At 64.9% G+C, this 25,028-nt stretch carries 24 protein-coding genes; 15 read left to right on the top strand and 9 right to left on the bottom strand.

Annotated features, from left to right (window positions below; translation table 11 throughout):
- Positions 1 to 91: 91 nt before the first annotated feature.
- The 6 genes from GGR61_RS01250 (at position 92) to GGR61_RS01225 (ending at position 7,510) form a co-directional block, all read left to right on the top strand.
- On the top strand, positions 92 to 736 hold the full coding sequence (locus tag GGR61_RS01250; RefSeq protein WP_184620204.1) for a glutathione S-transferase family protein: 645 nt from the start codon (positions 92 to 94) through the stop codon (positions 734 to 736).
- A 31-nt stretch (positions 737 to 767) separates the two neighbouring features.
- On the top strand, positions 768 to 2,708 hold the full coding sequence (gene asnB, locus GGR61_RS01245; protein ID WP_184406040.1) for an asparagine synthase (glutamine-hydrolyzing): 1,941 nt from the start codon (positions 768 to 770) through the stop codon (positions 2,706 to 2,708).
- Positions 2,709 to 2,783: 75 nt separating this feature from the next.
- The gene (locus GGR61_RS01240) at positions 2,784 to 3,338 is read left to right on the top strand and encodes an NADPH-dependent FMN reductase (protein WP_184620203.1); all 555 of its coding nucleotides are present in this window, start codon (positions 2,784 to 2,786) and stop codon (positions 3,336 to 3,338) included.
- Positions 3,339 to 3,560: 222 nt separating this feature from the next.
- Positions 3,561 to 4,991 carry a replicative DNA helicase gene (locus GGR61_RS01235; protein WP_184406043.1) on the top strand — a complete coding sequence of 477 codons (1,431 nt, stop codon included), beginning with the start codon at positions 3,561 to 3,563 and terminating at the stop codon, positions 4,989 to 4,991.
- Between the two features lie 102 nt (positions 4,992 to 5,093).
- Positions 5,094 to 6,512, top strand: a complete 1,419-nt coding sequence (locus GGR61_RS01230; RefSeq protein WP_184620202.1) for a deoxyribodipyrimidine photo-lyase — start codon at positions 5,094 to 5,096, stop codon at positions 6,510 to 6,512.
- A gap of 272 nt (positions 6,513 to 6,784) precedes the next feature.
- Complete coding sequence (locus GGR61_RS01225; RefSeq protein ID WP_184406047.1) at positions 6,785 to 7,510, top strand: OmpA family protein; 726 nt, start codon at positions 6,785 to 6,787, stop codon at positions 7,508 to 7,510.
- A 315-nt stretch (positions 7,511 to 7,825) separates the two neighbouring features.
- On the opposite strand, the gene GGR61_RS01220 is transcribed toward GGR61_RS01225, so the two are convergent.
- Positions 7,826 to 8,860, bottom strand: a complete 1,035-nt coding sequence (locus GGR61_RS01220) for a LysR family transcriptional regulator (protein ID WP_184406049.1) — start codon at positions 8,858 to 8,860, stop codon at positions 7,826 to 7,828.
- Between the two features lie 128 nt (positions 8,861 to 8,988).
- Between GGR61_RS01220 and GGR61_RS01215 the strand changes: the two genes are divergently transcribed.
- From GGR61_RS01215 to GGR61_RS01190, 6 genes are all read left to right on the top strand, one after another.
- The gene (locus tag GGR61_RS01215) at positions 8,989 to 9,216 is read left to right on the top strand and encodes a hypothetical protein (protein WP_184620201.1); all 228 of its coding nucleotides are present in this window, start codon (positions 8,989 to 8,991) and stop codon (positions 9,214 to 9,216) included.
- Positions 9,213 to 9,986, top strand: a complete 774-nt coding sequence (locus GGR61_RS01210) for an SDR family oxidoreductase (protein WP_184620200.1) — start codon at positions 9,213 to 9,215, stop codon at positions 9,984 to 9,986. The genes GGR61_RS01215 and GGR61_RS01210 overlap by 4 nt, the downstream gene beginning before the upstream one ends.
- Positions 9,983 to 11,173: an efflux RND transporter periplasmic adaptor subunit gene (locus tag GGR61_RS01205; protein ID WP_184620199.1), complete on the top strand. Its 1,191-nt coding sequence runs from the start codon at positions 9,983 to 9,985 to the stop codon at positions 11,171 to 11,173. Before GGR61_RS01210 ends, GGR61_RS01205 begins: the two co-directional genes overlap by 4 nt.
- Before the next feature lie 105 nt (positions 11,174 to 11,278).
- On the top strand, positions 11,279 to 14,449 hold the full coding sequence (locus tag GGR61_RS01200; RefSeq protein WP_184406057.1) for an efflux RND transporter permease subunit: 3,171 nt from the start codon (positions 11,279 to 11,281) through the stop codon (positions 14,447 to 14,449).
- A 46-nt stretch (positions 14,450 to 14,495) separates the two neighbouring features.
- Positions 14,496 to 15,227, top strand: a complete 732-nt coding sequence (locus GGR61_RS01195) for an SDR family oxidoreductase (protein ID WP_184620198.1) — start codon at positions 14,496 to 14,498, stop codon at positions 15,225 to 15,227.
- On the top strand, positions 15,221 to 16,645 hold the full coding sequence (locus GGR61_RS01190) for an efflux transporter outer membrane subunit (RefSeq protein WP_184620197.1): 1,425 nt from the start codon (positions 15,221 to 15,223) through the stop codon (positions 16,643 to 16,645). The genes GGR61_RS01195 and GGR61_RS01190 overlap by 7 nt, the downstream gene beginning before the upstream one ends.
- Before the next feature lie 45 nt (positions 16,646 to 16,690).
- On the opposite strand, the gene GGR61_RS01185 is transcribed toward GGR61_RS01190, so the two are convergent.
- Positions 16,691 to 17,665 carry a GGDEF domain-containing protein gene (locus GGR61_RS01185; protein ID WP_184406063.1) on the bottom strand — a complete coding sequence of 325 codons (975 nt, stop codon included), beginning with the start codon at positions 17,663 to 17,665 and terminating at the stop codon, positions 16,691 to 16,693.
- A gap of 167 nt (positions 17,666 to 17,832) precedes the next feature.
- Here GGR61_RS01185 and GGR61_RS01180 point away from each other — a divergent pair, with 167 nt between their 5' ends.
- Entirely contained in the window at positions 17,833 to 18,066 is a 234-nt protein-coding gene (locus GGR61_RS01180) for a hypothetical protein (protein ID WP_184620196.1), read from the top strand.
- A 138-nt stretch (positions 18,067 to 18,204) separates the two neighbouring features.
- Here GGR61_RS01180 and GGR61_RS01175 read toward each other — a convergent pair whose 3' ends face one another.
- Positions 18,205 to 19,905, bottom strand: coding sequence for a GGDEF domain-containing protein (locus GGR61_RS01175; RefSeq protein ID WP_326520613.1), 1,701 nt, complete (start codon positions 19,903 to 19,905; stop codon positions 18,205 to 18,207).
- 155 nt (positions 19,906 to 20,060) lie between these two features.
- Here GGR61_RS01175 and GGR61_RS01170 point away from each other — a divergent pair, with 155 nt between their 5' ends.
- The gene (locus GGR61_RS01170) at positions 20,061 to 20,309 is read left to right on the top strand and encodes a hypothetical protein (protein ID WP_184406066.1); all 249 of its coding nucleotides are present in this window, start codon (positions 20,061 to 20,063) and stop codon (positions 20,307 to 20,309) included.
- Between the two features lie 120 nt (positions 20,310 to 20,429).
- The gene (locus GGR61_RS01165) at positions 20,430 to 20,603 is read left to right on the top strand and encodes a hypothetical protein (protein ID WP_184620195.1); all 174 of its coding nucleotides are present in this window, start codon (positions 20,430 to 20,432) and stop codon (positions 20,601 to 20,603) included.
- A 357-nt stretch (positions 20,604 to 20,960) separates the two neighbouring features.
- On the opposite strand, the gene GGR61_RS01160 is transcribed toward GGR61_RS01165, so the two are convergent.
- Genes GGR61_RS01160 through GGR61_RS01135 form a run of 6 tightly spaced genes read right to left on the bottom strand, consistent with a single transcriptional unit; the run spans position 20,961 to position 25,018 of the window.
- Positions 20,961 to 21,170: an AlpA family transcriptional regulator gene (locus GGR61_RS01160; RefSeq protein WP_104605280.1), complete on the bottom strand. Its 210-nt coding sequence runs from the start codon at positions 21,168 to 21,170 to the stop codon at positions 20,961 to 20,963.
- Positions 21,167 to 21,745: a J domain-containing protein gene (locus GGR61_RS01155; RefSeq protein WP_184620194.1), complete on the bottom strand. Its 579-nt coding sequence runs from the start codon at positions 21,743 to 21,745 to the stop codon at positions 21,167 to 21,169. Before GGR61_RS01155 ends, GGR61_RS01160 begins: the two co-directional genes overlap by 4 nt.
- Entirely contained in the window at positions 21,738 to 22,778 is a 1,041-nt protein-coding gene (locus GGR61_RS01150; protein ID WP_184620193.1) for a hypothetical protein, read from the bottom strand. The genes GGR61_RS01155 and GGR61_RS01150 overlap by 8 nt, the downstream gene beginning before the upstream one ends.
- Positions 22,771 to 22,989: a hypothetical protein gene (locus tag GGR61_RS01145; protein WP_184620192.1), complete on the bottom strand. Its 219-nt coding sequence runs from the start codon at positions 22,987 to 22,989 to the stop codon at positions 22,771 to 22,773. The genes GGR61_RS01150 and GGR61_RS01145 overlap by 8 nt, the downstream gene beginning before the upstream one ends.
- Positions 22,986 to 23,930, bottom strand: coding sequence for a phosphoadenosine phosphosulfate reductase family protein (locus tag GGR61_RS01140; protein WP_184620191.1), 945 nt, complete (start codon positions 23,928 to 23,930; stop codon positions 22,986 to 22,988). Before GGR61_RS01140 ends, GGR61_RS01145 begins: the two co-directional genes overlap by 4 nt.
- On the bottom strand, positions 23,927 to 25,018 hold the full coding sequence (locus GGR61_RS01135) for a site-specific DNA-methyltransferase (RefSeq protein ID WP_184620190.1): 1,092 nt from the start codon (positions 25,016 to 25,018) through the stop codon (positions 23,927 to 23,929). Before GGR61_RS01135 ends, GGR61_RS01140 begins: the two co-directional genes overlap by 4 nt.
- Between the last annotated feature and the right edge of the window lie 10 nt (positions 25,019 to 25,028).

The following is a 25,028-nucleotide window of genomic DNA, read 5'->3' as shown; positions in this document are numbered from 1 at the left end:
TCGCCTTGCAACCGAATCGGTGCAGGGCTTTGCAAAGACACGCCGGGCTGTGACACTGCCAGCCCCTGTGTATTGCCGTGGAGCCAGCTTGATGTCGACCGTGCGTCCCCCGTTGACCGTCCATGGCATGTCCAGTTCCGGCAATTGCTACAAGGTGCGTCTGCTGCTGGAGCAACTGGGTAGCCGCTATCACTGGGTGGAGGTCGACAGCGCGGCGGGGCAGACCCGCACGCCCGAGTATCTGATGAAAAATCCCAACGGCAAGGTGCCGATGGTGGAGCGCGACGACGGCCGCGTGCTGACCGAATCCAACGCGATCCTGTTCTGGCTGGCCGAAGGCACGCCGTATCTGCCCACCGATGCGTGGCAGCGCGCGCAGGCATTGAGCTGGATGTTCTTCGAGCAATACAGCCATGAGCCGTATGTGGCGGTGGCGCGTTTCATCAGCCTGTGGACACCGCGCGATGCAGTGCGCCGCTCCGAACTGCCGCAATTGCGCGTCCGTGGCGAGCAGGCGCTGGCGGTGATGGAGCAGCATCTGCAGCAACATGCCTGGTTCACCGGCAACGACTACGGCATTGCCGACATCGCCCTGTTTGCGTACACGCATTGCGCCGAAGACGGCGGCTTCGATCTGGAACGCTGGCCGGCGATCGGTGCATGGTTGCAACGCGTGCAGAGCTTGCCCGGTTTCATCGCGATGCCGGCGCCTGCGTCCACCTCGGTGAGCGCGTGAGCGGCATGCGCAGTCTGCAGGGGTACTGACGATGTGCGGATTGGCAGGACTGTTGCTGGCCACGCCACGCCTGCATGGCGAACAACTCGATGCCTTGGTGCGGCCGATGGGCGCAGCCCTGCGCCACCGCGGTCCAGACGATGCCGGCACCTGGTGCGATGCGCAGGCCGGGGTGGCGCTGGCGCACCAGCGCTTGAGCATTCTGGACCTGTCGCCGCTCGGCCATCAGCCGATGCGCTCGGCCGACGGACGCTACGTGCTGGCCTACAACGGCGAGATCTACAACTTCGCGCAGCTGCGTGCGGCCTTGTCCGCGCTCGGGCACCGCTTCCGTGGTCACTCCGATACCGAAGTGCTGTTGGCGGCGGTGGTGGAGTGGGGGCTGGACGACACCCTGACCCGCTGCAACGGCATGTTCGCGCTTGCGCTGTGGGACGAGCGCGACAACTGCCTGTTCCTGGCCCGCGACCGCGTCGGCAAGAAGCCGCTGTACTACGGTTGGGCCGGCGACACGCTGGTATTCGGCTCCGAACTCAAGGCGTTGTGGCAGCACCCGGATTTCGACAACGGCGTCGATCGCAATGCGTTGACCTTGCTGCTTCGGCTGGGCTACATCCCGGCGCCGGCCTGCATCCATGAGCACACCTTCAAGCTGATGCCCGGGCGCGTGTTGCGGATGGATGCGCAAACCGTGGCGGCAGGTGCGGCAGCGCACCGTCCCGACCAGGCGCAACAGCCGTTCTGGAACGCACGCGAAGCGATGCAGCGCGCCCTGGCAGCGCCGTTTACCGGCAGTGACGCGCAGGCCGAAGAACAGCTCGATGGCGTGCTGCGCGATGCGGTGGCGCTGCGCATGGTGGCTGATGTGCCGGTGGGCGTGTTCCTGTCCGGCGGCACCGACTCGTCCATCGTCACCGCGATGATGCAGGCGCAGAGCAGCCAGCCGGTGCACACTTTCAGCATCGGATTCGAGGGCTCGCACCACGACGAAGCGCCGCTGGCGCGCGAAGTGGCCACCCATCTGCACACCGATCACACCGAGCTGTATGTCAGCGGTGCCGATGCGCTGGCGGTGGTGCCGAGCCTGCCGGACATGTTCGACGAACCCTTCGCCGATGCCTCGCAAGTGCCGACCGCATTGGTCGCGCGGCTGGCGCGTGGCGGAGTGACGGTGGCGCTGTCCGGCGACGGTGGCGACGAGTTGTTCTTCGGCTACGGCCGTTACCAGCGTGCGCTGCGCAACTGGCGCATGCACGGGTTGGTACCGGGGCCGCTACGCAAGCTGATGGCGGTGGCAGCGCGCCGTAATGGCGAGTCCTCGCGCACCGGCGGCCTTGCGGCCCTGGTGGCCGAAGCCGGCGCACGTGGCATCGGCGATATCTACCGCAACCGTATTTCGCGCTGGCGCGATCCGGCCGCGGTGGTGCTGGGCGCGACCGAACCGGACAGTTTCTACAGCCTGGCCGACCCGCTGCATGGCTCCGGTACGCCGGCCGACGCGATGATGCTGGCCGACTTCGCGGCGTATCTGCCCGACGATCTGCTATGCAAGGTGGATCGCACCACCATGGCGGTGGGGCTGGAAGCGCGCGCGCCGTTGCTGGACTGGCGGGTAGCCGAGTTCGCCTGGTCGCTGCCGTTGTCGTTGAAGTACCGCGACGGGGTCAGCAAGTACCTGCTCAAGCGCGTGCTGTGCCGCTATCTGCCCGAGCCGATGGTCTACCGTGGCAAGCGCGGCTTCGGTGCGCCGGTCAGCGCGTGGTTGCGCGGCGATCTGCACGGCTGGGCCGACGATTTGCTGGCGCATGCCACGCTGGAGCGCGACGGCGTGTTCGCCGCCGACACCGTGGCCGGACTATGGCGGGACTTCAACGGCGGCGAACGCAAATGGCATACGCATCTGTGGACGGTGCTGATGTTCCAGGCCTGGCAGGCGCACTGGCGCACGCAACGCGCCGCGATCGGCCGCTGAGGCGGCCGCGCTTCACCGGGTGTGAGCGCCAGGCTGACTAGAGTCGGGCGCTGATTTCCCCAATGGAGCGTTCCCATGAGCAAGATCACCATCGCCGTGCTGGTCGGTAGCCTGCGTGCAGCGTCGTATAACCGTCAGCTGGCGCGCGCGCTGGAACATCTGGCCGGCGACAAGGCCGTGTTCGACTACGTGGAGATCGGCGACATCCCGCTGTACAACCAGGACCGCGACGGCGACTACCCGGCAGAAGGCGCGCGGCTGAAGCAGCAGATCCGGGCGGCGGACGCGGTGCTGTTCGTGACCCCCGAATACAACCGCTCGATCCCCGGCGTGCTCAAGAACGCTCTCGATACCGGCTCGCGCCCCTACGGCGACAGCGCCTTTGCCGGCAAGCCGGCGGCGGTGGTCGGCATCTCGGTCGGGGCGATCGGCACCGCCACCGCGCAGCAGCATCTGCGCAACGTGCTGGCGTATCTGGACATGCAGGTGCTCGGTCAGCCGGAAGTCTTCCTGCAGTACAAGGACGGCCTGTTCGGCGCCGACGATCAGGTCGCCAACGCCGACAGCCGGAAGTTCCTGCAAGGCTTTGTCGACAAGTTCCTGGGTCTGATCGCGCACAGCAAGCGCTGAGTTGATCACAGCGGCGGTCCACCCGGTGGCCTATGCCGGGTGGGCCTGGCCATGTCGCGCAAAGCCAGACAGGTCAAGGGTCTCGGTCGCTGCGACGGCCTCCGGGTAGAACGGTGATACACCGGCTGTCCACCAGTTATCCACAGAGTTGTGCATGGTCGTCGGCGGCGCCGATGACTATGCTTCCTGCCTTCGTCTCCCTCGCGTCAGGTCTGTTTGTCCATGTCCGCTCGTCCTGGTTTCCGTTCCAAGCGCAATCGTGATCGCGACGACGACGATTACGATCGTCCCGAGCCGCGTCTTGATCAGCTGCGGGTGCCGCCGCATTCGGTCGAGGCCGAGCAGGCCGTGCTCGGTGGATTGATGTTGGCGCCGGATGCGTTCGATCGGGTCAACGACCAGCTGACCGACAACGACTTCTACCGCCGCGATCACCGGTTGATCTACCGCGCGATTCGCGAACTGAACGAGAAAGACCGTCCCTTCGATGCGGTGACCCTGGGCGAGTGGTTCGAGTCGCAGGGCAAGCTGGAACAGGTCGGCGATGGCGCGTACCTGATCGAACTGGCCAGCACCACGCCCTCGGCCGCCAATATCGCCGCCTACGCGGAGATCGTGCGCGACAAGGCGGTGTTGCGGCAGCTGATCGAAGTGGGCACCACCATCGTCAACGATGGCTTCCAGCCGGAAGGCCGCGAGAGCGTGGAGTTGCTGGCATCTGCGGAAAAAGCAGTGTTCAAGATCGCCGAAGCCGGCGCGCGCGGGCGCACCGATTTCGTGGCGATGCCGGGCGCGTTGAAGGACGCGTTCGAAGAGCTGCGCAACCGTTTCGAAAACGGCGGCAACATCACCGGCCTGCCCACCGGCTATACCGACTTCGATGCGATGACCGCCGGCCTGCAGCCGACCGACCTGATCATCCTGGCCGCGCGTCCGGCGATGGGCAAGACCACGCTGGCGCTCAACATCGCCGAATACGCCGCGATCAAGTCCAAGAAGGGCGTGGCGGTGTTTTCGATGGAAATGTCGGCATCGCAGCTGGCGATGCGTCTGATCTCCTCCAACGGTCGCATCAACGCGCAGCGTCTGCGTACCGGTGCGCTGGAAGACGAGGATTGGGCGCGTGTGACCGGCGCGATCAAGATGCTGAAAGAAACCAAGATCTTCATCGACGATACGCCGGGCGTGTCGCCGGAAGTGCTGCGTTCCAAGTGCCGCCGGCTCAAGCGCGAACACGACCTGGGCCTGATCGTCATCGACTACCTGCAGCTGATGTCGGTGCCGGGCAACAGCGAAAACCGCGCGACCGAAATTTCGGAAATCTCGCGTGGTCTCAAGGGTCTGGCCAAGGAACTCAACGTGCCGGTGATTGCGCTGTCGCAGCTCAACCGCTCGCTGGAAACCCGTACCGACAAGCGCCCGGTGATGGCCGACCTGCGCGAATCCGGCGCGATCGAGCAGGACGCGGACATGATCGTCTTCATCTACCGCGACGACTACTACAACAAGGAAAATTCGCCGGACAAGGGCCTGGCCGAGATCATCATCGGCAAGCACCGCGGCGGACCGACCGGTTCGTGCAAGCTCAAATTCTTCGGCGAATACACCCGTTTCGATAATCTTGCGCACGACTCGGTGGGCAGTTTCGAGTAAGCATCGTCCACGCTGCCGGGCGACACATGCTCGCCCCGGCATCGCGCCATCGTTGCAGCGGCTGGCTTATCCTGCGCGCCTCACTGCCGCTGCCGAGCTTGTATGTCATACGCCATCGTCTGGTTCCGTCGCGATCTGCGCCTGGAAGACAACCCGGCCTTGCGTGCTGCGCTGGATGCCGGGCACGACCCGATTCCGTTGTACATCGATGCGCCGCACGAAGAAGGCGAGTGGACCCCGGGCGCCGCATCGCGCAGCTGGCGGCATCGCTCGCTCGCCGCGCTCGATGCGGCGTTGCGTGCGCTCGGCAGTGGCCTTGTCATTCGCGCCGGCAACAGTGCGCAGGTGCTGGACGCGGTAATCGCCCAGACCAACGCGGTAGCGGTGTACTGGAACCGCAAGTACGAGCCAGCCACGCAGCCGCGCGATGCGCAGATCAAACGCACATTGCGCGAGCGCGGTATCGAGGTGCAGAGCTGCAACTCCGCACTGATGTTCGAGCCCTGGCAGTTGTCGACGCAGCAGGGCGGTCCGTACAAGGTGTTCACCCCGTTCTGGCGTAATGCGCTCACCCAGCTGCACCTGCCTGCTGCCGTGCCGGCACCGCGCAGCCTGCCGCCGTTGCCTGCGCAATTGAACACCGCTGCGCTGGACACGCTCGGGTTGCTGCCGACGCTGGACTGGGATCGTGGCTTCTGGGAGCACTGGCAGCCCGGCGAGGCCGGCGCGCACGAGATGCTGGAGATATTCATCGATGGTGCGCTGTCCGGTTATCGCGAAAACCGCGATCGGCCCGACCGGGTCGGCACCTCGCAGTTATCGCCGCATCTGCACTTCGGCGAGATCGCCCCGTGGCGGATCGCCAGCACGCTGGAAGCCAATCGCAACGCACGCAACGCTGCGGAGATCGACGGTTATATCCGCCAACTGGGCTGGCGCGATTTTGCCTATCACCTGTTGCATCACTTTCCCGACACCGCCAACCGGAATCTCAACCCGCGCTTCGAAGGTTTCGACTGGGCCAAGGTGGACCCGGTCGCATTGCAGGCCTGGCGGCGCGGCCGCACCGGCATTCCGATCGTCGATGCCGGCATGCGCCAGCTCTGGCAGACCGGCTGGATGCACAACCGCGTGCGCATGATCGTGGCCAGCCTGTTGTGCAAGCATTTGCGCGTGCACTGGGTCGAGGGTGCACGCTGGTTCTGGGACACGCTGGTGGATGCGGATCTGGCCAACAACACGATGGGGTGGCAGTGGGTCGCTGGTACCGGTGCAGATGCCGCGCCGTATTTTCGCGTGTTCAATCCGGTCACCCAGGCAGAGAAGTTCGATCCGCAGGCGAGCTACATCACGCGCTGGGTGCCGGAACTCGGCAAGCTCGCGGTGAAGGAACGGTTTGCCCCGTGGTTGCATCCGCTGTCGCTGGCACGCTTGGCGCCGGAGTACCCGCGCATGCCGATCATCGGCCTGGCCGAAGGACGCGATGCGGCGTTGGCGGCGTATGCGAAAACGCGTGGATAGCCGCGTGGCGCAAGCACATGCGCGTTCCAACGCGCTGTGCGTTCGGCGTTCGACCTGCAGACCTCGATGTTGGTGGCAGGTGTGCGTGCTGTCTCGCTGCATCCGGAAATCGCAGGCAGGGTTTCAAGTCACGCTCGACCGAAAGCGTTTTCCTGAATGCAGCACTAGCCGCATGGGCGCTGCGGTGAGTTTCATCATGCGCCAGTCGCGTTGGCCTGTTTATCCTCGCCGTCACGATTGAATGCCGGATCGTCCGGCCATAGGAGAACACCATGTCCCCAGCAGCCACCAAGAGCCTTGCCGTTGCCCTGGCCAGCGCCATCGCGTTGTCCGCCTGCGCCACCGGCGGCTCGTATGTGCAGCGCGACCAGTACGGCGACCAGACGCAACAGCAGAACCGCACTGGCCGCAATGCGCTGATCGGCACTGCCATCGGTGTGGCTGCAGGCTTGCTGACCGGCGACAGCGCCACCGAGCGTCGCCAGCATGCGATGGTGGGTGCAGGCATCGGCGCGCTGAGCGGCGCGGCGGTCGGCCAGTACCAGGATCGTCAGGAACGCGCGTTGCGCGAGCGCACCGCCAATACCGGTATCGACGTGCAGCGCCAGGGCGACAACATCACCTTGAACCTGCCGGACGGCATCACCTTCGACTTCGGTAAGTCTGCATTGAAGCCGCAGTTCTATGGTGCGCTCAACGGCGTGGCCTCCACCTTGCGCGAGTACAACCAGACCATGGTGGAAGTGGTCGGGCATACCGATAGTGTCGGCAGCGACGAGGTCAATCAGCGCCTGTCCGAGGAGCGTGCCGGCGCAGTTGCCCAGTATCTGACCGCACAGGGCGTGCAGCGCGAGCGTATGGAAACCATGGGCGCCGGCAAGCGTTACCCGATTGCCGACAACAGCACAGACGCCGGCCGTGCACAGAACCGCCGCGTGGAAATTCGTTTGATTCCATTGCGTGCCGAGGGTGCGGCCAATAGCACCGGTATGCGCTGAGTCGTGTCGCGCGATGCAATGCGCTGAGAGTGTGTGGCTAGCGCGCTGATGGTGCAGCAATAGAAAAAAGGCCGCAAAAGCGGCCTTTTTTCGGTGTGAAAAGCGCCCTCATCCGCCCTTCGGGCACCTTCTCCCGGGGCGGGAGAAGGGAGGGTGTCTGAGCGGGATAAGGTTGCGTGTGCGTTCCAGCATGAAAGCTTGGTCTTTAGCGTGGTCAATCATCGCAAGTGACCCTTAGCCTTATCCGCACTCCGGCACCTTCTCCCCGCAGCAGAAAGATGGCATCGCCGACCATCGCCGGGACGCCCTGCAGCGCTACGCAGTGACATTTTCCAGGATGCGCTTGCCTTCAGCGCGCAATGTCGCCTCCGCTCCGACCTCGACCTTTGCATCGTTGACCGCCTTCTGCTCGGCCAGGCGCGCTGGGCATTGCGCCATCATGTAGTCGGCGTCGAAATTCATCCGCGTCACCAGGAAGTCCACGAAGGCGCGCACCTTCGGCGAGACCAGGCGGCCGCCGGCGAACACCGCATTGAAATCCACTTCCGGTCCCGTCCAACCGGCCAGTACGCGACGCACCAGGCCCGATTGCACGAAAGGTTTGGCCATCACATCGCCGGTCAGCAGCAACCCTTCGCCGCACAGCACTGCGCCGTTGAACGCGGCCGGGTCGTTGGCCACCATCAGCGGGTTGACCGGGAAATCGCGCACGTCGCTGCCGTCGCTGAGCGACCAGAAGAAACGGTTGTTGTGCACGTTGCGGTTCTTGCGCAGTGCCAGGGTGCGGTGGAATTGCAGCTCGTCCGGATGCAGCGGTTCGCCATAGCGTTCGATATAGGACGGGCTGGCGAACACCTGGGTGCGCAGGCTGCCGAGCTTGCGCGCCACCAGGTTGGAATCGGGCAGGGCACCGACGCGCAGCGCCAGATCCGCTTCGCCGCCGATCAGGTCCAGCTTCTCGTTGCCCAGATGCATATCCAGCTGGATTTCCGGGTATTGCGCGTGGAATTCGCCCAGCAACGGTGCGATCCAGGTGATGCCCAGCGAATACGGCACGGTGAAGCGCAACCAGCCGCGTGGGCCGGACTGCAACTGTCCGACCGCGCTTTCGGCTTCTTCGAGTTCGCGCGCGATGCGTTGGCAATGCTCGTGATACACCGAGCCGGCTTCGGTCAGGCCGATGCGACGGGTGGTTCGGTGCAGCAGACGCGCGCCCAACCGGGTTTCCAGTTCCTGCACCTTGCGGCTGACGGTGGTCTTGGGCAGGCCGAGCGCATTGGCGGCAGCGATGAAACTGCCTTGTTCGACCACCTTGACGAAGATCAGGGTGTCGTTGAGATCGTGAGTCATTGGGTGGCTTCCGCAGGTCAGGAGGGATTAGACCGCTTACGGGACGATTATTCCCCTAAATCAGGACTAATCAAGTGCTGCTTTGAGGCCTAGCTTATGCGGCATCCCCTCCATGCAGGAGCACGGCCATGTGGTTGTGCAATGTGTTCGGCGTGTCTTCCAGTGCGCGTAGCGCCATCGAAACTGCCTTCGACCCAGTGATTCCCACGGGCAGAAGCCCGCGTGCCAACGTGCCGCGGGCGTTTGCCACCTCGCCGAAGCGGCAGGCCGGCGGTGCGCCAACGCAGCGGACTGGACTGCAACGGCGCTGGATGCAGCGCGGAATTGTCCCGATGTCGGGAGTGAAAGTCCCATGACTGGGATGGTCCAATCCGAGACAGTCGTCCTTGGCGGCGCGGGCAACGTGGGCGCCGGCATCGTCGCTGCGCTGCTCGATGCCGGCCTGCCGGTGCTGGTGATTGGACGCGATGCCGCCAAGCTCGACGCGTTGCGCGCCCGGCACGGCGATTGCCCGCTGTTGGAAACCTTGCAAGGCTCGGTGGCCGACGATGCCGCAGCCCAGGCACTGGCTGCCGAACTGGCGCAGCGCCCACGGCCGCTGGGAGCGGTGATCGCCAGTCTGGGCAGCCCGCTCAAGGCCGGACGCCTGCTGGACCGCCCGATCAGCGCGCTGCGCCGACGCCTGGAACGCGACGTGCTGCCGCATCTGGCGGCCGCGCGTCATCTGATGCCGTTGCTGGCCGAAGCCGATGGCGGCGGTCGCTATCTATTGCTCGGCAGCCCGTGCGCGCTGCGTGCCTGGTCGGCGCATGGCGACATGTCGGTTGCGGCGGCGGCCACCCGCATGCTCGCCCAGGTACTGCACGAAGAAGCCAAGCCACTGGGCATTCGCGTGCAGCTGTTGTCGGTCGAGCAGCCGGTGTGTACGCCCGGCCGGGCCAAGGACGCATGTCCGGAATGGATTCGCGCCGTGGATGTCGGCCGCGCCGCTGTCTCCCTGATCGCCGGGCCTGGCCAGCCCGGACAAGCCATCGTGACCGTCAGCCGTCGTCCGCAGGCCGCCCCGTCGGCGGACCGCCTGGCCGGTCTGCAGTTTCCCATCCCCACCCGAGAGATTTCCCCATGACCCCGAACGCCACTCCGTTCCGTTTTCCCCTGCGTACCGTATTGACGGGTGCCGTACTGGCGGTCGTGCTGGCCGGTTGCGGCAGCCAGGCTGCCGAGACCGGTGCTCCGCCACCGCCCAGCGTCAGCGTCGCTCCGGTGCTGAGCAAGGACATCAGCCAGTGGGACGAATTCAGCGGCCGCATCGAGCCGGTACAAAGCGTCGAGCTGCGTCCGCGCGTGTCCGGCTATATCGAGCAGGTCAACTACGTCGAAGGCGCCGAAGTGAAGAAGGGCGACGTGCTCTTCAGCATCGACGACCGCAGCTACCGTGCCGAATTCGCCCGCGCCAACGCAGCGCTGGCGCGGGCGCGCACCCAATCCACGCTGGCCCGCAGCGAAGCGGCGCGCGCACGCAAGTTGTCCGAGCAGCAGGCCATTTCGACCGAGACCTGGGAGCAGCGTCGCGCTGCCGCCGATCAGGCCGACGCCGATCTGCTGGCCGCACAGGCCGCGCTGGATACCGCCAGGCTCAACCTGGACTGGACCCGCGTACGCGCACCGATCGACGGCCGCGCCGGACGGGCGATGGTCACCGCCGGCAATCTGGTCACCGCCAGCGACAGCGCCAGCGTGCTGACCACGCTGGTGTCGCTGGACAAGGTGTTCGTCTACTTCGATGCCGACGAAGGCACCTTCCTGCGCTATTCGCAGATGGCCCGCAACGGCGAGCGTCCGGATGCGCGCGGTGGCGAGTTGCCGGTGCGTATCGGCCTGGTCGGCGAGCAGGGCTTCCCGCACACCGGGCGCGTGGATTTCCTGGATAACCAGGTGACCCGCAGCACCGGCACCATCCGCGTGCGTGCAGTGCTGGACAACGCGCAACGGCAGTTCACGCCGGGCCTGTATGCCCACGTGCAATTGCTGGGCAGCGGCCAGTTCAAGGCCATGCTGGTCGACGAAAAGGCCGTGCTGACCGACCAGGACCGCAAGTACGTGTACGTGGTCGACAAGGACGGCAAGGCGCAGCGGCGCGATGTGGAGCTCGGCCGCAATGCCGATGGTCTGCGCATCGTGCGCAAGGGGCTGGCCGTTGGCGACCGCGTGGTGGTCGACGGCGTGCAGAAGATCTTCATGCCCGGCATGCCGGTCGATGCCAAGACCGTGGCGATGGCCGCTGCACCGGACAAACGCACCGCGTCGAACTGATTCATCGCTGCATCGCGCCCACGACCGCCGGCCCTCCTGGAGGGCCGGTTCGGGGCCGCTGTGCCGCGCCGCCACCCGGCGGCAACCTCTTTCAGGACCACCCCAATGGACTTTTCCCGTTTTTTCATCGACCGGCCGATCTTTGCCGCGGTGCTGTCGATCATCATCTTCGCTGCCGGCCTGATCGCCATGCCGCTGCTGCCCATCAGCGAGTACCCGGAAGTGGTGCCGCCGAGCGTGCAGGTGCGTGCGGTGTATCCGGGCGCCAATCCCAAGGTCATCGCCGAGACCGTCGCCACGCCGCTTGAGGAAGCCATCAACGGCGTGGAAAACATGATGTACATGAAGTCGGTCGCCGGCTCCGATGGCGTGCTGGTGGTCACCGTGACCTTCAAGCCCGGCACCGATCCGGACCAGGCGCAGGTGCAGGTGCAAAACCGCGTCAGTCAGGCGCAGGCGCGTCTGCCCGAGGACGTGCGGCGCCAGGGCGTGACCACGCAGAAGCAATCGCCAACGCTGACCATGGTCGTGCATCTGACCTCGCCCAAGGGCAAGTACGACTCGTTGTACCTGAGCAACTACGCCACCTTGAAGGTCAAGGACGAGTTGTCGCGCCTGCCAGGTGTGGGCCAGATCCAGATCTTCGGTGCGGGCGATTACGCCATGCGCATCTGGCTGGATCCGGACAAGGTCGCTGCGCGCGGGCTCACTGCCAGCGACGTGGTCGCCGCGATCCGCGAGCAGAACGTGCAGGTCTCCGCCGGTCAGCTCGGTGCCGAACCAATGCCGAACAAGAGCGATTTCCTGCTGTCGATCAATGCACAGGGCCGCCTCACCACCGAAGAAGAGTTCGGCAACATCGTGATCCGCAGCGGCAACAGCGGCGAGATCGTGCGTTTGTCGGATGTGGCGCGTCTTGAGCTGGGTGCCGGCAACTACACCTTGCGCTCGCAGCTGGACAACCAGAACGCGGTCGGCATGGGCGTGTTCCAGTCGCCCGGTGCCAACGCGATCGAGTTGTCCGACGCAGTGCGCGCCAAGATGGCCGAGCTGGAAAAGCAGTTCCCGCAGGATATGGCGTGGTCGGCTGCGTATGACCCCACCGTGTTCGTGCGCGATTCGATCAGCGCGGTGGTGCATACCTTGCTGGAAGCGGTGCTGCTGGTGGTGCTGGTGGTGATCCTGTTCCTGCAGACCTGGCGTGCCTCGATCATTCCGTTGCTGGCGGTGCCGGTGTCGGTGGTCGGTACGTTTGCGGCGCTGTACCTGCTGGGTTTTTCGATCAACACGCTGAGCCTGTTCGGCCTGGTGCTGGCGATCGGCATCGTGGTCGACGACGCGATCGTGGTGGTGGAAAACGTCGAGCGCAATATCGAAGAAGGCCTGAGTCCGTTGGCTGCTGCGCATCAGGCGATGCGCGAAGTGTCCGGGCCGATCATCGCCATCGCGCTGGTGCTGTGCGCGGTGTTCGTGCCGATGGCGTTCCTGTCGGGCGTGACCGGCCAGTTCTACAAGCAGTTTGCGGTGACCATCGCCATTTCCACGGTGATTTCGGCGATCAACTCGCTGACCTTGTCGCCGGCGCTGGCGGCGATGTTGCTCAAGGCGCACGACGCACCGAAGGATGGCCCGTCGCGGTTGATCGATCGCTTGTTCGGCTGGTTGTTCCGTCCGTTCAATCGCTTTTTCAACAGCAGCTCGCACAAGTATCAAGGCGCGGTGTCGCGTGCGCTGGGCAAGCGTGGTGCGGTGTTCATGGTGTATCTGTTGCTGCTGGTCGGCACCGGTTTCATGTTCAAGATCGTGCCGGGCGGCTTCATCCCGACCCAGGACAAGCTGTACCTGATTGCCGGCACCAAGCTGCCGGAAGGTGCTTCGCTGGAGCGCACCAACGAGGTGATCCGCCAGATCACCCAGATCGCGCTGCAGACCGAAGGCGTGGACCACGCGATCGCGTTCCCGGGTCTGAACCCGCTGCAGTTCACCAACACGCCCAACACCGGCACGGTGTTCCTGACGCTCAAGCCGTTCAGCCAGCGTAGCCGCAGTGCCGTGCAGATCAATGCGGAGATCAACGCGCGTATCAGCCAGATCCAGCAGGGCTTTGCGTTCGCCTTCATGCCGCCGCCGATTCTGGGCCTGGGGCAGGGCTCGGGCTACTCGCTGTACATCCAGGACCGCGCCGGTCTGGGCTATGGCCAGTTGCAGAGTGCGGTCAATGCGATGTCCGGTGCGATCTCGCAAACCCCGGGCATGCAGTTCCCGATCGGTACCTACCAGGCCAACGTGCCGCAGCTCGACGCCAAGGTCGATCGCGACAAGGCCAAGGCGCAGGGCGTGCCGTTGACCAATCTGTTCGACACGCTGCAGACCTACCTGGGTTCGTCGTACATCAACGACTTCAATCGCTTCGGTCGCACCTACCAGGTGATCGCCCAGGCCGATGGACAGTTCCGCGACAGCGTCGAGGACATCGCCAACCTGCGCACCCGCAATGCCAACGGCGAAATGGTGCCGATCGGCAGCATGGTCACGCTGGGCCAGACCTACGGCCCGGATCCGGTGATCCGCTACAACGGCTACCCGGCCGCCGATCTGATCGGCGAAGCGGACCCGCGTGTGCTGTCGTCCACCGAAGCGATGCACACGCTGGCCGGCATGGCGCCGAAGGTGCTGCCCAATGGCATGAACATCGAGTGGACCGACCTGAGCTATCAGCAGTCCACGCAGGGCAACTCGGCGTTGATCGTATTCCCGATGGCGGTGCTGCTGGCGTTCCTGGTGCTGGCCGCGTTGTACGAAAGCTGGACGCTGCCGCTGGCGGTGATCCTGATCGTGCCGATGACCTTGCTGTCTGCGTTGTTCGGTGTGTGGCTCACCGGTGGCGACAACAACGTGTTCGTGCAGGTGGGGCTGGTGGTGCTGATGGGCCTGGCGTGCAAGAACGCGATCCTGATCGTGGAGTTCGCCCGCGAACTGGAAATGCACGGCAAGGGCATCGTCGAAGCAGCGCTGGAAGCCTGTCGCCTGCGTCTGCGCCCGATCGTGATGACCTCCATCGCCTTCATCGCCGGCACCGTGCCGCTGGTGTTCGGTCATGGTGCCGGCGCCGAAGTGCGCTCGGTCACCGGGATCACCGTGTTCGCCGGCATGCTCGGCGTGACCCTGTTCGGCCTGTTCCTGACCCCGGTGTTCTACGTGGCCCTGCGCAAGTGGGTGACCCGTGGCGAGTCCGCCGCACCGGCCGCTGTTTCGCACGATCACGCCAAGGCGTGAGCGCGCGATTTTTCCTCCTTCCCATTCGCAATCCAAGGACATTCACATGAGCAACGACAAGATCGCATTGGTCACCGGCGCCACCCGCGGCATCGGCCTGGAAACCGTTCGGCAACTGGCGCAGGCCGGCGTGCACACGCTGCTGGCCGGCCGCAAGCGCGACGATGCCATCGCCGCGGCACTCAAGCTGCAGGCCGAAGGCCTGCCGGTGGAAGCCATCCAGCTCGACGTCAACGACGAGATCAGCATCGCAGCGGCGGTGGGCACGCTGGAGCAGCGTTACGGCCACCTGGATATCTTGATCAACAACGCCGGGATCATGGTCGACGACATGCAGCGCACCCCGTCGCAGCAAAGCGCGGAAGTGTGGACACGCACCTTTCAGACCAATCTGTTCGCAGTGGTCGGTGTGACCAAGGCATTCCTGCCGCTGCTGCGTCGCTCGTTGGCCGGGCGCATCGTCAATGTGTCGAGCATTCTCGGCTCGCTCACCTTGCACAGCCAGCCCGGCTCGCCGATCTACGACTTCAAGATTCCCGCCTACAACGCGTCCAAGAGCGCGCTCAATAGCTGGACCGTGCATCTGGCCTATGAGTTGCGCGACACCGCGATCAAGGTCAACACCGTGCATCCGGGCTACGTCAAGACCGACATGAACGGTGGTGGCGGCGACATCGAAGTGGAGCAGGGCGCACACAGCAGCGTGCAGATGGCACTGCTCGACGCGCACGGCGCCACCGGCAGCTTTACCCATCTGGGCGAGGTGTTGCCATGGTAAGAACCTTCCTGAGTGCGGCACTGGCCGCACTGGTGCTCAGCGGTTGCGCGGTCGGGCCGGATTACCGGCCCGACCCGCCCGCATCGGTGACCTTGCAGGGTGCGCAGGATGCGGCCTTCAGCGCCGAATCGACGGTGGGCAACTGGTGGTCGCAGTTCGACGACCCGGTACTGGAGCAACTGGTACGCGATGCCTTGTTCGCCAACCACGATCTGCGCATCGCCGTGTCCCGCGTCAAGCAGGCGCGCGCGGTGTTCGTCGAGCGTCGCCTCGACCAGGCACCGCATATCACCGCGCAAGGCAGCTTCGATCGTCGCGAACAACAGCAGGTGATCGCCGGCAATCAACGCTTTCTCACCGAGACCACCACGCTCGGTCTGGATACGGCCTGGGAGCTGGACCTGTTCGGTCGCCAGCGGCGCGCCTCCGAAGCGGCGCGTGCCGATCTCGACGCCGAGCAGGCTGGCCTGCAGGACGTGCAGGTCAGCGTGGCCGCAGAAGTGGCGCGTAATTACTTCGAGTTGCGTGGCACGCAGAAGCAGCTGGAAGTGTCAAGGCGCACACTGACCAATCTGCGCGATACCAAGAGGCTCACGCAGACGCGCTGGGACCTGGGCGCCGGCAGCGAGCTGGATGTGCAGAGCAGCCTGGCGCGGTTGAAGGCCATCGAGGCCGATATTCCGTTGCTGGAAACTGCCCAAGCGCAATACCGTCATCGTCTGGCGGTGTTGCTCGGCCAGCAGCCCAACGCGCTGGACGCCACCCTGGTCGCACGCAGCATGCCCGCGTTCGCCCGTCCGCTGCCATTGGGCGATACCGCCGGATTGCTGCGTCAGCGCCCGGACGTGCGCAGCGCCGAACGTCGGTTGGCGGCGGCCACTGCGCAAGTTGGCGTTGCCACTGCCGATCTGTTTCCGCGCATCAGCGTGAGCGGCTTCGTCGGTTTCCTGTCCGGCGATGCGGCCAGACTCACCGAAAGCAGCGGCAAGGCCTGGTCGATCACTCCATCGATCAGTTGGGCGGCATTGGACTTCGGCACCGTGCGTGCACGCCTGCGTGCCAGCAAGGCACAGGCCGAGGGTGCATTGGCGCAATACCAGCAGAGCGTGTTGTTGGCGTTGGAAGACACCGAGAACGCATTGATCGGCTATGGCCGTCAGCAGGCGCGCCTGGCGATCGTGGTAGAGCAGGCCAATGCCGCACGGCGTGCCGAACAGTTGGCGCAGATCCGCTACCGCGAGGGTTCGGAAGATTTCCTGACCCTGCTGGACGCGCAACGCACCCAACTGGCGGCCGACGATGCATTGGCCCAGGCCGAAGCGGCGGTGAATGTCGGTGTGGTCGGCGTGTACAAGGCGCTGGGCGGCTGGAAGCAGGGCGAGGCGCCTGCAGCACCGGTGGCTGTGGTCAAACGTTGACACACGCGTGCGGGGCGGCCGCCAGGTCGCCCCGCAGATCGTGCGTCAGTCGGCAACCCGTACGCTGTCACGGCCACCGTTCTTGGCCAGATACAGTGCAGCATCTGCGCGCGAGAACCAGTCCTGCCAATGGGTTTCGCCATCGTGACGTGCGGCGCCCAACGACACCGTGATGCGTCCGCCCGGACCACGCAAGCCATTGCGGATCACCTTGCGCAGGCGTTCGGTGGCCGCTTCCAGTTCCTGCAACGAGCCGGCACGCAGCAACACCACGAATTCTTCGCCGCCAAAGCGGAACACCTGATGCGGATCGCGGATTTCAAAGCGCAGGATGGTCGCCAGATCCGACAGCGCCGCATCGCCCGCGGCATGACCGTACAGATCGTTGACCTCCTTGAAATGATCCAGATCCAGAATGATCAGGCTGTTGAGGCGGTCGTGCGGTTGGCGTTGATCGATCTGATGGGTGAGCGCGCGCTCAAGCATGCGGCGGTTGGGCAAACCGGTGAGCGCATCCAGCGAGGCCAGCTCTTCCAGATGCACCCGGTCGTCCTGCATCCGCAGCGAAAACGCATAGCCCACCGCCAGCGTCACCAGTGTCACCACCACCGTCGATGTGCCCTGGCCGGGGCTGACGATCAAACCGGGCAGGAACAACAGCGCCGCCAATAACGGCAGGCTCAGCAGAACCGCGCGCCGCGGCCCGCACAGGAAATAATTGGTGGCCAGCACCGGGAACAGCCAGGGCAGGGCGCCATCACCGCCGGTCCAGCAGGCCAGCAGGCAGCCGCCGACATTGATCGATGCCAGCCAGATCCCGCCGACGCCGGTGTGTTCGGCATCGCGCATCTGCCAGCCCCGCCAGATCGCCAACAGGCCGAGCGACGCGGTGACAAGACAAGCAACCACCTGACCGGTCATGGCCAGGTACACCGCATAGAGGCAAAGCAACAGCGCGGTGATTGGCCCGAGCATCTTGACGATGCCGAGGCGAAAATCCCGCCGCAGGTGGAGGATCACAGGGAAGGTTCTGTAGGAGTCGGGATCATTATCGGCTGTGCCTTGCGAAAGTTGAGCATGCACGGGCCGCGACACCGGACAGGAAAATGAAGCGTTGCGCAGTCGTGCTTCGCACACCCTTGACGGCCTTGCCGTAACCGTAGCGTGTCTTGTCGTTGGAGTGTGCAATGCCTACGCGCGAACAACTCGATACCCAGCTGGATGCGCTGCAGGACACGCTGCCGCAGTTGTCGGCAGATGAAGATGCAGATTTCGACTATCTCGATTTTCAGGCGCGTGCCGAAGCGGTGCTGAGTAGCGCTGCACCAGCGGATGCAGCCTACGTGCGCAGCCGTATCGACGACATGCTGACCGGCGCTGGCCTGATTCCGCTCGACAGTGCCTGCAATGCCTGTCGCTGAGACCTCGCCTCGGATAGAGGCGCAATATGCCGTACATCGCTGCCGAGAAATGTCGCCCCCGCGCTCTGCGGCAATGTCCGCGCCGGCGCGCCACACGCGATGACTGGGGCGTGTCCGGTAGCGTTGCGATACACCTGTTTAGCTGACGCCGGCTGACACGCCGGCACTGACTACCTGGTTGCGTCCACCCTGTTTGGCGCGATACAGCGCTTCATCCGCACGGCGCAGGAGCTGCGCTGCATTGCCCGCATGTTCCGGAAAACTCGCCGCACCGAACGATGTGGTGACCTTGGGCAGCGACACGCCATCGGCCATCACCTGCAGGTTCTCGATGCCCGCACGCAGTTTCTCGGCCATCAGGCAGGCAGTGGAGAGATCCACTTCCGGCAGGATGATCGTCAGTTCCTCGCCGCCGTAACGGCAGCAGATGTCTTCGCCACGCGTCTGCGCCAGCAGGAACTCGCCGATCGCCGCCAGCACACGGTCGCCACCGCTGTGTCCATGCAGATCGTTGAATTGCTTGAAGTGGTCCACGTCCAGCATCAGCACCGACAATGGCTGCATCCGACGCGTGCAGCGCGACAGTTCGTGATTGAGTGCTTCTTCGAGATAACGCCGGTTGTACAGGCCGGTGAGCGGGTCGCGGATCGACTGCTGGCGCAGCGTCTCGCGCAGACGCAGGTTGTGCAGCGCCAGCGACAACTGCTCTGCCGCCGCCTCGGCCACCGTCAACGAGGCCAGATCGCGCGCATCGTCGCTGCGCAACGCCAACATGCCCAGCTGCGTGCCTTGCGCCGACAACGGGATGCACACCGTGCTGGTGTGCGGCGGAAGACTGGCGCCAATGTGTTGGCAGACGATGCCCTGGCTGGCGTCTGCCACCAAATGGGTGCGGTCGCGACGCAGCGCCCAGCAGTTCTCCGGGGCGATACTGGCGCTGTTGTCGTCGGCCATCGCGCCCCAGGCCACTACCTGCTCGGCGCGATCGCGCGAGGCGCGCAGCAGATACACCGCACCGGTCGCGCCGGGGATCAGCGGCGCGATGGTGCGTGCGGTGATCTCCAGTGCTTCCTCGGCATCACGACAGTTCTGCAACAGCCCCGAATAGCGCGCCAGCGCCTCCAGCCCGGCAGAGGTGCGTTCCAGTGCGGCAAACGATTCGACCAGGCGTTCGCTGGTCTGGCTGGCCACATCCTCGGCGCGTACGCGTCGTTCCAGCTCGCGCGACAACAAGCGATACGCCAGCAGCATCACCAGCATGCCGCTGACGATGCCGATCACCGTGACCCGCAACACCCACTGCGCGCTGGTCTTGTTGGCCTCGGTCCGCGTGACCAGCTGATGGCGTTCCAGCTCGGTCATGGTCTTCACCTGACCTCGCAGCATCGTGGAGGTCTGGAACACCCCTTGGGCGATCGACTCGCGCGCGCCCTCCGCACCCTGTGCGCGGTATCTGTGCAGCAAATCGCTGATCTGCACCAGTCGCTTATCCACCAACCCTCTCAGGCCGACCACATTGCGTCGCTGTGCGGCGTTGTCCTGCACCAGTGCTTCCAGCCGCTCCAGACGCTCGGGCAGGCGTTCGATCGCATCGGCGTACACGGCCAGAAACGCCTCGTTGTCGGTCAGCACATAGCCGCGTACCGACGACTCTGCCGACAGCACGCCCGCCTGGATCTCGTCGATGCCGGCGATCACTTCCTGCGTATGCGTGACCCAGCCGGCGTCGGACAACGAGCGCTGCGTGGTGAAATAACCGCCAATACCGATCAATACAAAGATCGCCCCACCCAGCAGCAATGCCCCGGCAGCACGTCGTTTCGCCCTGTTGGTCACTATCGTGTCCCCCAAACACCGATTGTCTGGTAGAGCTTGATGCAAGCGGCGTGCCTATGCTTCACCCCGCTTATCGGTCAGCACAGAGTGGGGAGCGCATGTCGCTCCCGGGCCGGCCTGGCGGTATCCTCCAGGCACATCATCGAGCCGAGCACAGATTGGTCATTTTTCTAGGTCCTTATCAATTGACCTGCCGCGCCACCCAGGGCAACACCTCCACCCGTGGGTGGGTCGCCGACTGGCGTATCGCGCAGATCGGCGCCAGCAGGACTGGCGAACTGGCAGGCGCCGTCCTTTCGTCCCTGTTCCCCGATCACCGCAGCGCCATGGCTGCCGCGCGCATCGCCGGCATGGTGACGCTGGAAGCCATGCATGCCGAGGCGCAGCGGCACCTCGAACACGTCTGAGCGCATGTCTCGGCGTGCTGGACACACCGAGCGCGCTGGCATATCCGCTTGCGGCGAGTTGGCATGTGGTTTGCTTCGAGTGCTTCAGGACGCTGGGGGAGCGTCTTCGAAGGAGGCGAAATGGAAGAGCCCAACAAAAGTGCCATGGTCCTGCTGCAGCAGGAAGCCACCGAATTGCGCGCGCTATTCGACCAGTTGCGTGGCAATGCGTCCGTGCCTTTGGACGATCAAGCCAATACGATCGCCGGCGCGCCGCCCGAATTTGTCGAACAGACGGCTCGCGTCACTCTCTGACGTCATAGGTAAGTAGATGGCTGCGGGTCATGCGCTGCCCACGCCACGCCGGTCGCCCGGTTTTGTGGACAGCGCCTGGCCTACGTCACGTCCAGCGTGTGATGCAAGGTCATCGAGAAATACCCAGCAGCGATCTGCCAGACATGGCCGACTGTTGCCCGGATGTGGTCAGCCATGTTGCATCGCCCATGAAAAAGGCCGGGAGCCCTCTGCATCGAGGAGTCCCGGCCTTAGTCGGTCGTCTTAGGACCGGTGTTTGGTGGAGGTGGGCTCTACCGCCGATCCGCCGTAAAGCATTGACGGGAAAGGAGTTGGCCTATCCAATTACGGCCAGATGCCCCCGCAGATACCCCCAGCTCAAGCGGCCTTGTCCCGCTGGGCGATTTGCTGGTTGATCCAGTCGGCGACCTCGGATTCGACCCAGACCGAGGATGTGCCCAGATGGAGGGGCTGCGGGAAGGTCTTGTCCCGGATGCGGCTGTAGAGGGTGGACTTCGACATGCCGACGCGCTCAAGCACATCGCGCAGCCGGAGCAGCCGCTGGGTGGTGGTCGGGGTGTTGCTCATCGTTTGGTCTCCTGTTGGTATGCCTGCCAGGCTGACTGCACCTGCTGGAAGGTATCGGCGTTGCCGCGATTGTCGGGATGATGCTGCGACCGCAGGCGCCGGTAGCTGCCCTCGGGGTCGGCCGGGTCCAGGACATCACGCCAGGACAGCGCCACCGGCGCGGGCAGGGCCGCGAAGCCGGTGAATGCCCGCTCCATCATGTCGGAGCTGCCCCAGCGCTCAATGCCGCGAATCGCGCCGATCGTCAGGGTGATGGCCCGCAGATTGGCCTCGCGCTTGGCGAACTTGTCGCAGGCCAGGACCATCTCGACACCCTTGCGGGTGAAGTAGACGGCGATGCCCTCGTCGTCGTTGCGCGGCTGCTGGCTGTACGGCATGCCGTCCTGGCGCAGCTTGAGGTTGCTGCTGACGATGATGTTGCGCGCACCGAGCCGGCCAAGCTCGTCCACCAGGTCGCGGAATGCGCGGTCGGTGGTCTGCGCCTTGAACGGACTGTGCGCGCGGAGGTGTCCCGGCGTGCGCGGCCAGCCGGCCGGCCAAGTCAGCGGATAGCGCTGGTCGGGGCGCTCAGCCATTGCGCACCTCCGGCGTGGCCTGCTGGTCGATGATCGCGCGCAGCACCATCGTTTCGGCCGAATGGTTTGCCATGGCCTCACCCTCCCAGCCGAGCCCGCAAAGCGTGAAAAGCTTTGCTCGCTGCTCTGCAATCAGGTCACGGAAGAACCACAGCTTGATCTGCGGCCAGTGCGCATGCTCCTTCGCCGCTACCGGTTGCGTGTGGGTGGCGAGGACTTCTTGCAATTCAATCTTGCAGGTAGAAAAAGCGCCCGAGGCTCCGTAGTGACGTTCCCGCAACCACTCAGCCCAATTTTTATCTTGCGATGCTGCGTGTTCCGCTTTCGCGCGCTCGTCCCACGCAGCGATAAGTTCAGAAACCACATCCACCGGCACAGCAGCTGCTGCGGGCGGGCCAAGAAACAGGTCGGCACCGTCCGGGATCTTGGTTCCGTAGAACGTGTGCGGGTAGTACCAAACCACCGGTCCGTTGCCGCCGTCCTGCCGTACCTTCGCCACAGGCTCATTCGCCACCAACCGTGGGAGCTGGTTGCGCGGCACTGTGTCGGTTGGCTTCTCCGGTGTGCGGATCTCGCTACCGTGCAGTACGTGTTCCATCAGCTGCAGTTCGTATCGCCAATCAGGGATCCAGTTCCCGGGGGTTGCTTCCCACATCGATTCGGCCGGCCACCCGATGAACATGCAACGCAAGCGAACCTTACCCAGGGCATCACGCAGCTCCTCAACTTGATGTTGTCCCACCGGCTGGCAGGCGGCGAGGGCGGCAACCTCAGCATTCAGTGCGCGCGCCACGCTCTTTGCCCGCACCTCTGCATCGTCGCCCGAACCGAAGTTGTAGAACCAACCAGATCGGCCCGTGCGATAAGTCGCCCACGCGTCATCGCCATGCTGATCGGCGTAATACTCCCCGCCGCTCCATGCATCGGGCTGCGCGGATAGGGCGGCGATGGCCTCCGAGAATAGATACGAAAAGGCGCCGGCCTTCTGTTTTTCGAGGGCGAACGTAAGCCGCCCGATCAGGTCTTCATGCATCGTGATTCTCCTGGTTCGCCAGCGCGGCGCGAAGCTGCTCGGCCTGGCCCTGGCATGTGTTGATGGCTTCTGCGCAGATGGCGCGCAGAGCCTGGTTCTCGGCGGTGACCCGCTCGATGTGGTCGGCGGCCATGGCCAGCTGCTGCCGGAGCAGATCCTTGGCCGGCTGTTTCATCCGGCGCGGCTCGCGCGGGAAGAGCTGGGGCTTCATGCGGCCTCCGACATTTCGCAGAGGCCAAGGTCTGAGGTACAACCTCCGCCGGCCTGCTCAGCGAAAAACATGGCGAACTGCCGGCCGCCGCGATCGGTCTGTGCCCATTCCACCAGCGTGCGAATCCGCGAGTACTCACCCGGTCGGTCGTGGTCGGTCGGGTCAGTCACCGCGGGGAAGAAAGTTGCGGATCGCCGCTTGTTCGCCGAGGCCACGATCGATTCCCATTGCTCGATGCGGTCAATCTGCTCCGGGAACCGCGAAGCGATTTCGCGCAGCTCGCTCTTCCGGCAGTTGATGCACGGCATACAGCCAACGCGTCCCATGCCCTGGGCGTAGAGGGGGTTAGGTGGGATGCCGTGGCGCCGGTGCTGGGCCCAGACATCGGCCACCGTCCACCGGAAGATAGGACGCCAGACCATGGAACCGCACTCGTGTCGATTGAAGCGTGGCTGCTTCGCTCGATTGCGGCTTTCGTCCGCCCGGATGCCGAGCCACTGCAGCACCGGGCCTGCACGTAGCATGTCTCCGACAACTTGCGTGGTGATCGGGATGGTCTTCAGCTCTTCCGTGCAGAACTGCGCCATCCGGCTTGGAAACCGGCCCTTGGAAATACACAGGTCGAGGAACGGATTGCCGGTCGGCTCATGCAGCGCGGCGGCCTGCTCCACGATCGCGTCCGAGATGCCTTGCGCTGGCCACTTCTCCAGGATGTAGGCGCGGTGCCGCGCAAGCTGGCGGGTGAAGTCGGCCCGCACTGTTTCCACAGCCGGCCCGCCGGTTCGTTCCGCCAAGCGCGCCACATACTCCAGCGTGGCCTCGTGCTCGTTGCCTGTGTCGGCGAAGACCGCGCGGAACGGCCGGCCGGACTCCAGCGCCAGCAGGTAGGTTGCGGTGCTGTCTTTGCCGCCCGACACATTGACCAGGTGCTGGATGGTCATGCGACGTCTCCCAGCGGCAGGCCTGCGCTGATGCCGCGCAGGCGTTCCCGTGCGATGTCGGCGTAGTCCGGATTGAGTTCGACGCCCAGCCAACGGCGGCCCAGCCGCTCAGCGACCATTGCGGTGGTGCCGGCGCCCATGAAGGGATCCAGCACGACGCCACCGGCCGGCGCGCCGGCGAGCACGCACGGCTCGATCAGCTGCTCGGGGAAGGTGGCAAAGTGCGCTTCCCGAAATGGCTTGGTGGCCACCGTCCACACGCTGCGCTTGTTCCGCGTCTCTGTGTCAAACGATTCGGGCGCGCGATCTGTGCGGTGCTGAGCGGCCTGCTGCCCGGGCAACACGTGCGCAGCCACGGAACCGGCGCGGGCGATGGTATCTCGCCGCGAGCGGCCGCCCACGGCCTTCATGGTGCCGTTGATCTTGCCGGGGACGCGGTCGCTGCCGTCCTGCGCGTCCAGGTTCTGCGACCAGCGTGCCAAACTACTGGCGGCTGCCTGCTCGCGAATGGCGCCCTGGTCGAAGTAGTAGCGCGGAGACTTGCTCAGCAGGAACAGGTACTCATGCGCTTTCGTGCACCGGTCGCTGACGCTCTCCGGCATCGGGTTCGGCTTCGACCAGATGATGTCCTGCCGCAGATACCAGCCGGCCTCCTGCAGCGCAAATGCAACGCGCCAGGGAATCCCGATCAGGTCTTTCGGCTTCAGCAGCTCATCCGAGGCTGGCACGCGGCGCGAGCGCTTGGGGTGGCTGATGATGCTCTTACGCTGCATCTGGCTGGCGTTGTACGCCGAGTTGCCGTGCGAGGTCGTCCGGCCTTCCGCGCCCCAGCTGCCGGCGTAGCTGTCACCCAGGTTGAGCCACAGCGTGCCGTCGTCGCGCAGGACGCGGCGCACTTCTTCGAATACCGCGACCAGGCGCGCGACGTACGCCGCCGGCGTTTCTTCCAGGCCGATCTGGCCGGCCATGCCATAGTCGCGCAGACCGTAGTATGGCGGGCTGGTGATGCAGGTCTGCACCGAGGCGTTGGCCAGGGTGGGCAGGATGCTGAAGCAGTCGCCGACGTAGATTCGCTGACAGGCGGTCATGGCAAAATCG

The sequence above is a fragment of the Xanthomonas sp. 3058 genome (assembly GCF_014199765.1).
In the GTDB taxonomy this organism is placed as follows: Bacteria; Pseudomonadota; Gammaproteobacteria; order Xanthomonadales; family Xanthomonadaceae; genus Xanthomonas; species Xanthomonas campestris_B.
The sequence above is the reverse complement of the archived record's forward strand: the minus strand, read 5'-3'. Positions and strand labels throughout refer to the sequence as shown.

What these genes read in the sequence shown, in the direction of transcription:
- GGR61_RS01150 (WP_184620193.1), bottom strand. Translation starts at nt 22,778, where the DNA reads ATGCATGAAGACCTGATCGGGCGGCTTACGTTCGCCCTCGAAAAACAG.
- GGR61_RS01200 (WP_184406057.1), top strand. Translation starts at nt 11,279, where the DNA reads ATGGACTTTTCCCGTTTTTTCATCGACCGGCCGATCTTTGCCGCGGTG.
- asnB (WP_184406040.1), top strand. Translation starts at nt 768, where the DNA reads ATGTGCGGATTGGCAGGACTGTTGCTGGCCACGCCACGCCTGCATGGC.
- GGR61_RS01215 (WP_184620201.1), top strand. Translation starts at nt 8,989, where the DNA reads ATGTGGTTGTGCAATGTGTTCGGCGTGTCTTCCAGTGCGCGTAGCGCC.
- GGR61_RS01195 (WP_184620198.1), top strand. Translation starts at nt 14,496, where the DNA reads ATGAGCAACGACAAGATCGCATTGGTCACCGGCGCCACCCGCGGCATC.
- GGR61_RS01165 (WP_184620195.1), top strand. Translation starts at nt 20,430, where the DNA reads ATGGAAGAGCCCAACAAAAGTGCCATGGTCCTGCTGCAGCAGGAAGCC.
- GGR61_RS01205 (WP_184620199.1), top strand. Translation starts at nt 9,983, where the DNA reads ATGACCCCGAACGCCACTCCGTTCCGTTTTCCCCTGCGTACCGTATTG.
- GGR61_RS01235 (WP_184406043.1), top strand. Translation starts at nt 3,561, where the DNA reads ATGTCCGCTCGTCCTGGTTTCCGTTCCAAGCGCAATCGTGATCGCGAC.
- GGR61_RS01135 (WP_184620190.1), bottom strand. Translation starts at nt 25,018, where the DNA reads ATGACCGCCTGTCAGCGAATCTACGTCGGCGACTGCTTCAGCATCCTG.
- GGR61_RS01240 (WP_184620203.1), top strand. Translation starts at nt 2,784, where the DNA reads ATGAGCAAGATCACCATCGCCGTGCTGGTCGGTAGCCTGCGTGCAGCG.
- GGR61_RS01210 (WP_184620200.1), top strand. Translation starts at nt 9,213, where the DNA reads ATGACTGGGATGGTCCAATCCGAGACAGTCGTCCTTGGCGGCGCGGGC.
- GGR61_RS01230 (WP_184620202.1), top strand. Translation starts at nt 5,094, where the DNA reads ATGTCATACGCCATCGTCTGGTTCCGTCGCGATCTGCGCCTGGAAGAC.
- GGR61_RS01160 (WP_104605280.1), bottom strand. Translation starts at nt 21,170, where the DNA reads ATGAGCAACACCCCGACCACCACCCAGCGGCTGCTCCGGCTGCGCGAT.
- GGR61_RS01220 (WP_184406049.1), bottom strand. Translation starts at nt 8,860, where the DNA reads ATGACTCACGATCTCAACGACACCCTGATCTTCGTCAAGGTGGTCGAA.
- GGR61_RS01140 (WP_184620191.1), bottom strand. Translation starts at nt 23,930, where the DNA reads ATGACCATCCAGCACCTGGTCAATGTGTCGGGCGGCAAAGACAGCACC.
- GGR61_RS01145 (WP_184620192.1), bottom strand. Translation starts at nt 22,989, where the DNA reads ATGAAGCCCCAGCTCTTCCCGCGCGAGCCGCGCCGGATGAAACAGCCG.
- GGR61_RS01190 (WP_184620197.1), top strand. Translation starts at nt 15,221, where the DNA reads ATGGTAAGAACCTTCCTGAGTGCGGCACTGGCCGCACTGGTGCTCAGC.
- GGR61_RS01250 (WP_184620204.1), top strand. Translation starts at nt 92, where the DNA reads ATGTCGACCGTGCGTCCCCCGTTGACCGTCCATGGCATGTCCAGTTCC.
- GGR61_RS01180 (WP_184620196.1), top strand. Translation starts at nt 17,833, where the DNA reads ATGCCTACGCGCGAACAACTCGATACCCAGCTGGATGCGCTGCAGGAC.
- GGR61_RS01225 (WP_184406047.1), top strand. Translation starts at nt 6,785, where the DNA reads ATGTCCCCAGCAGCCACCAAGAGCCTTGCCGTTGCCCTGGCCAGCGCC.
- GGR61_RS01155 (WP_184620194.1), bottom strand. Translation starts at nt 21,745, where the DNA reads ATGGCTGAGCGCCCCGACCAGCGCTATCCGCTGACTTGGCCGGCCGGC.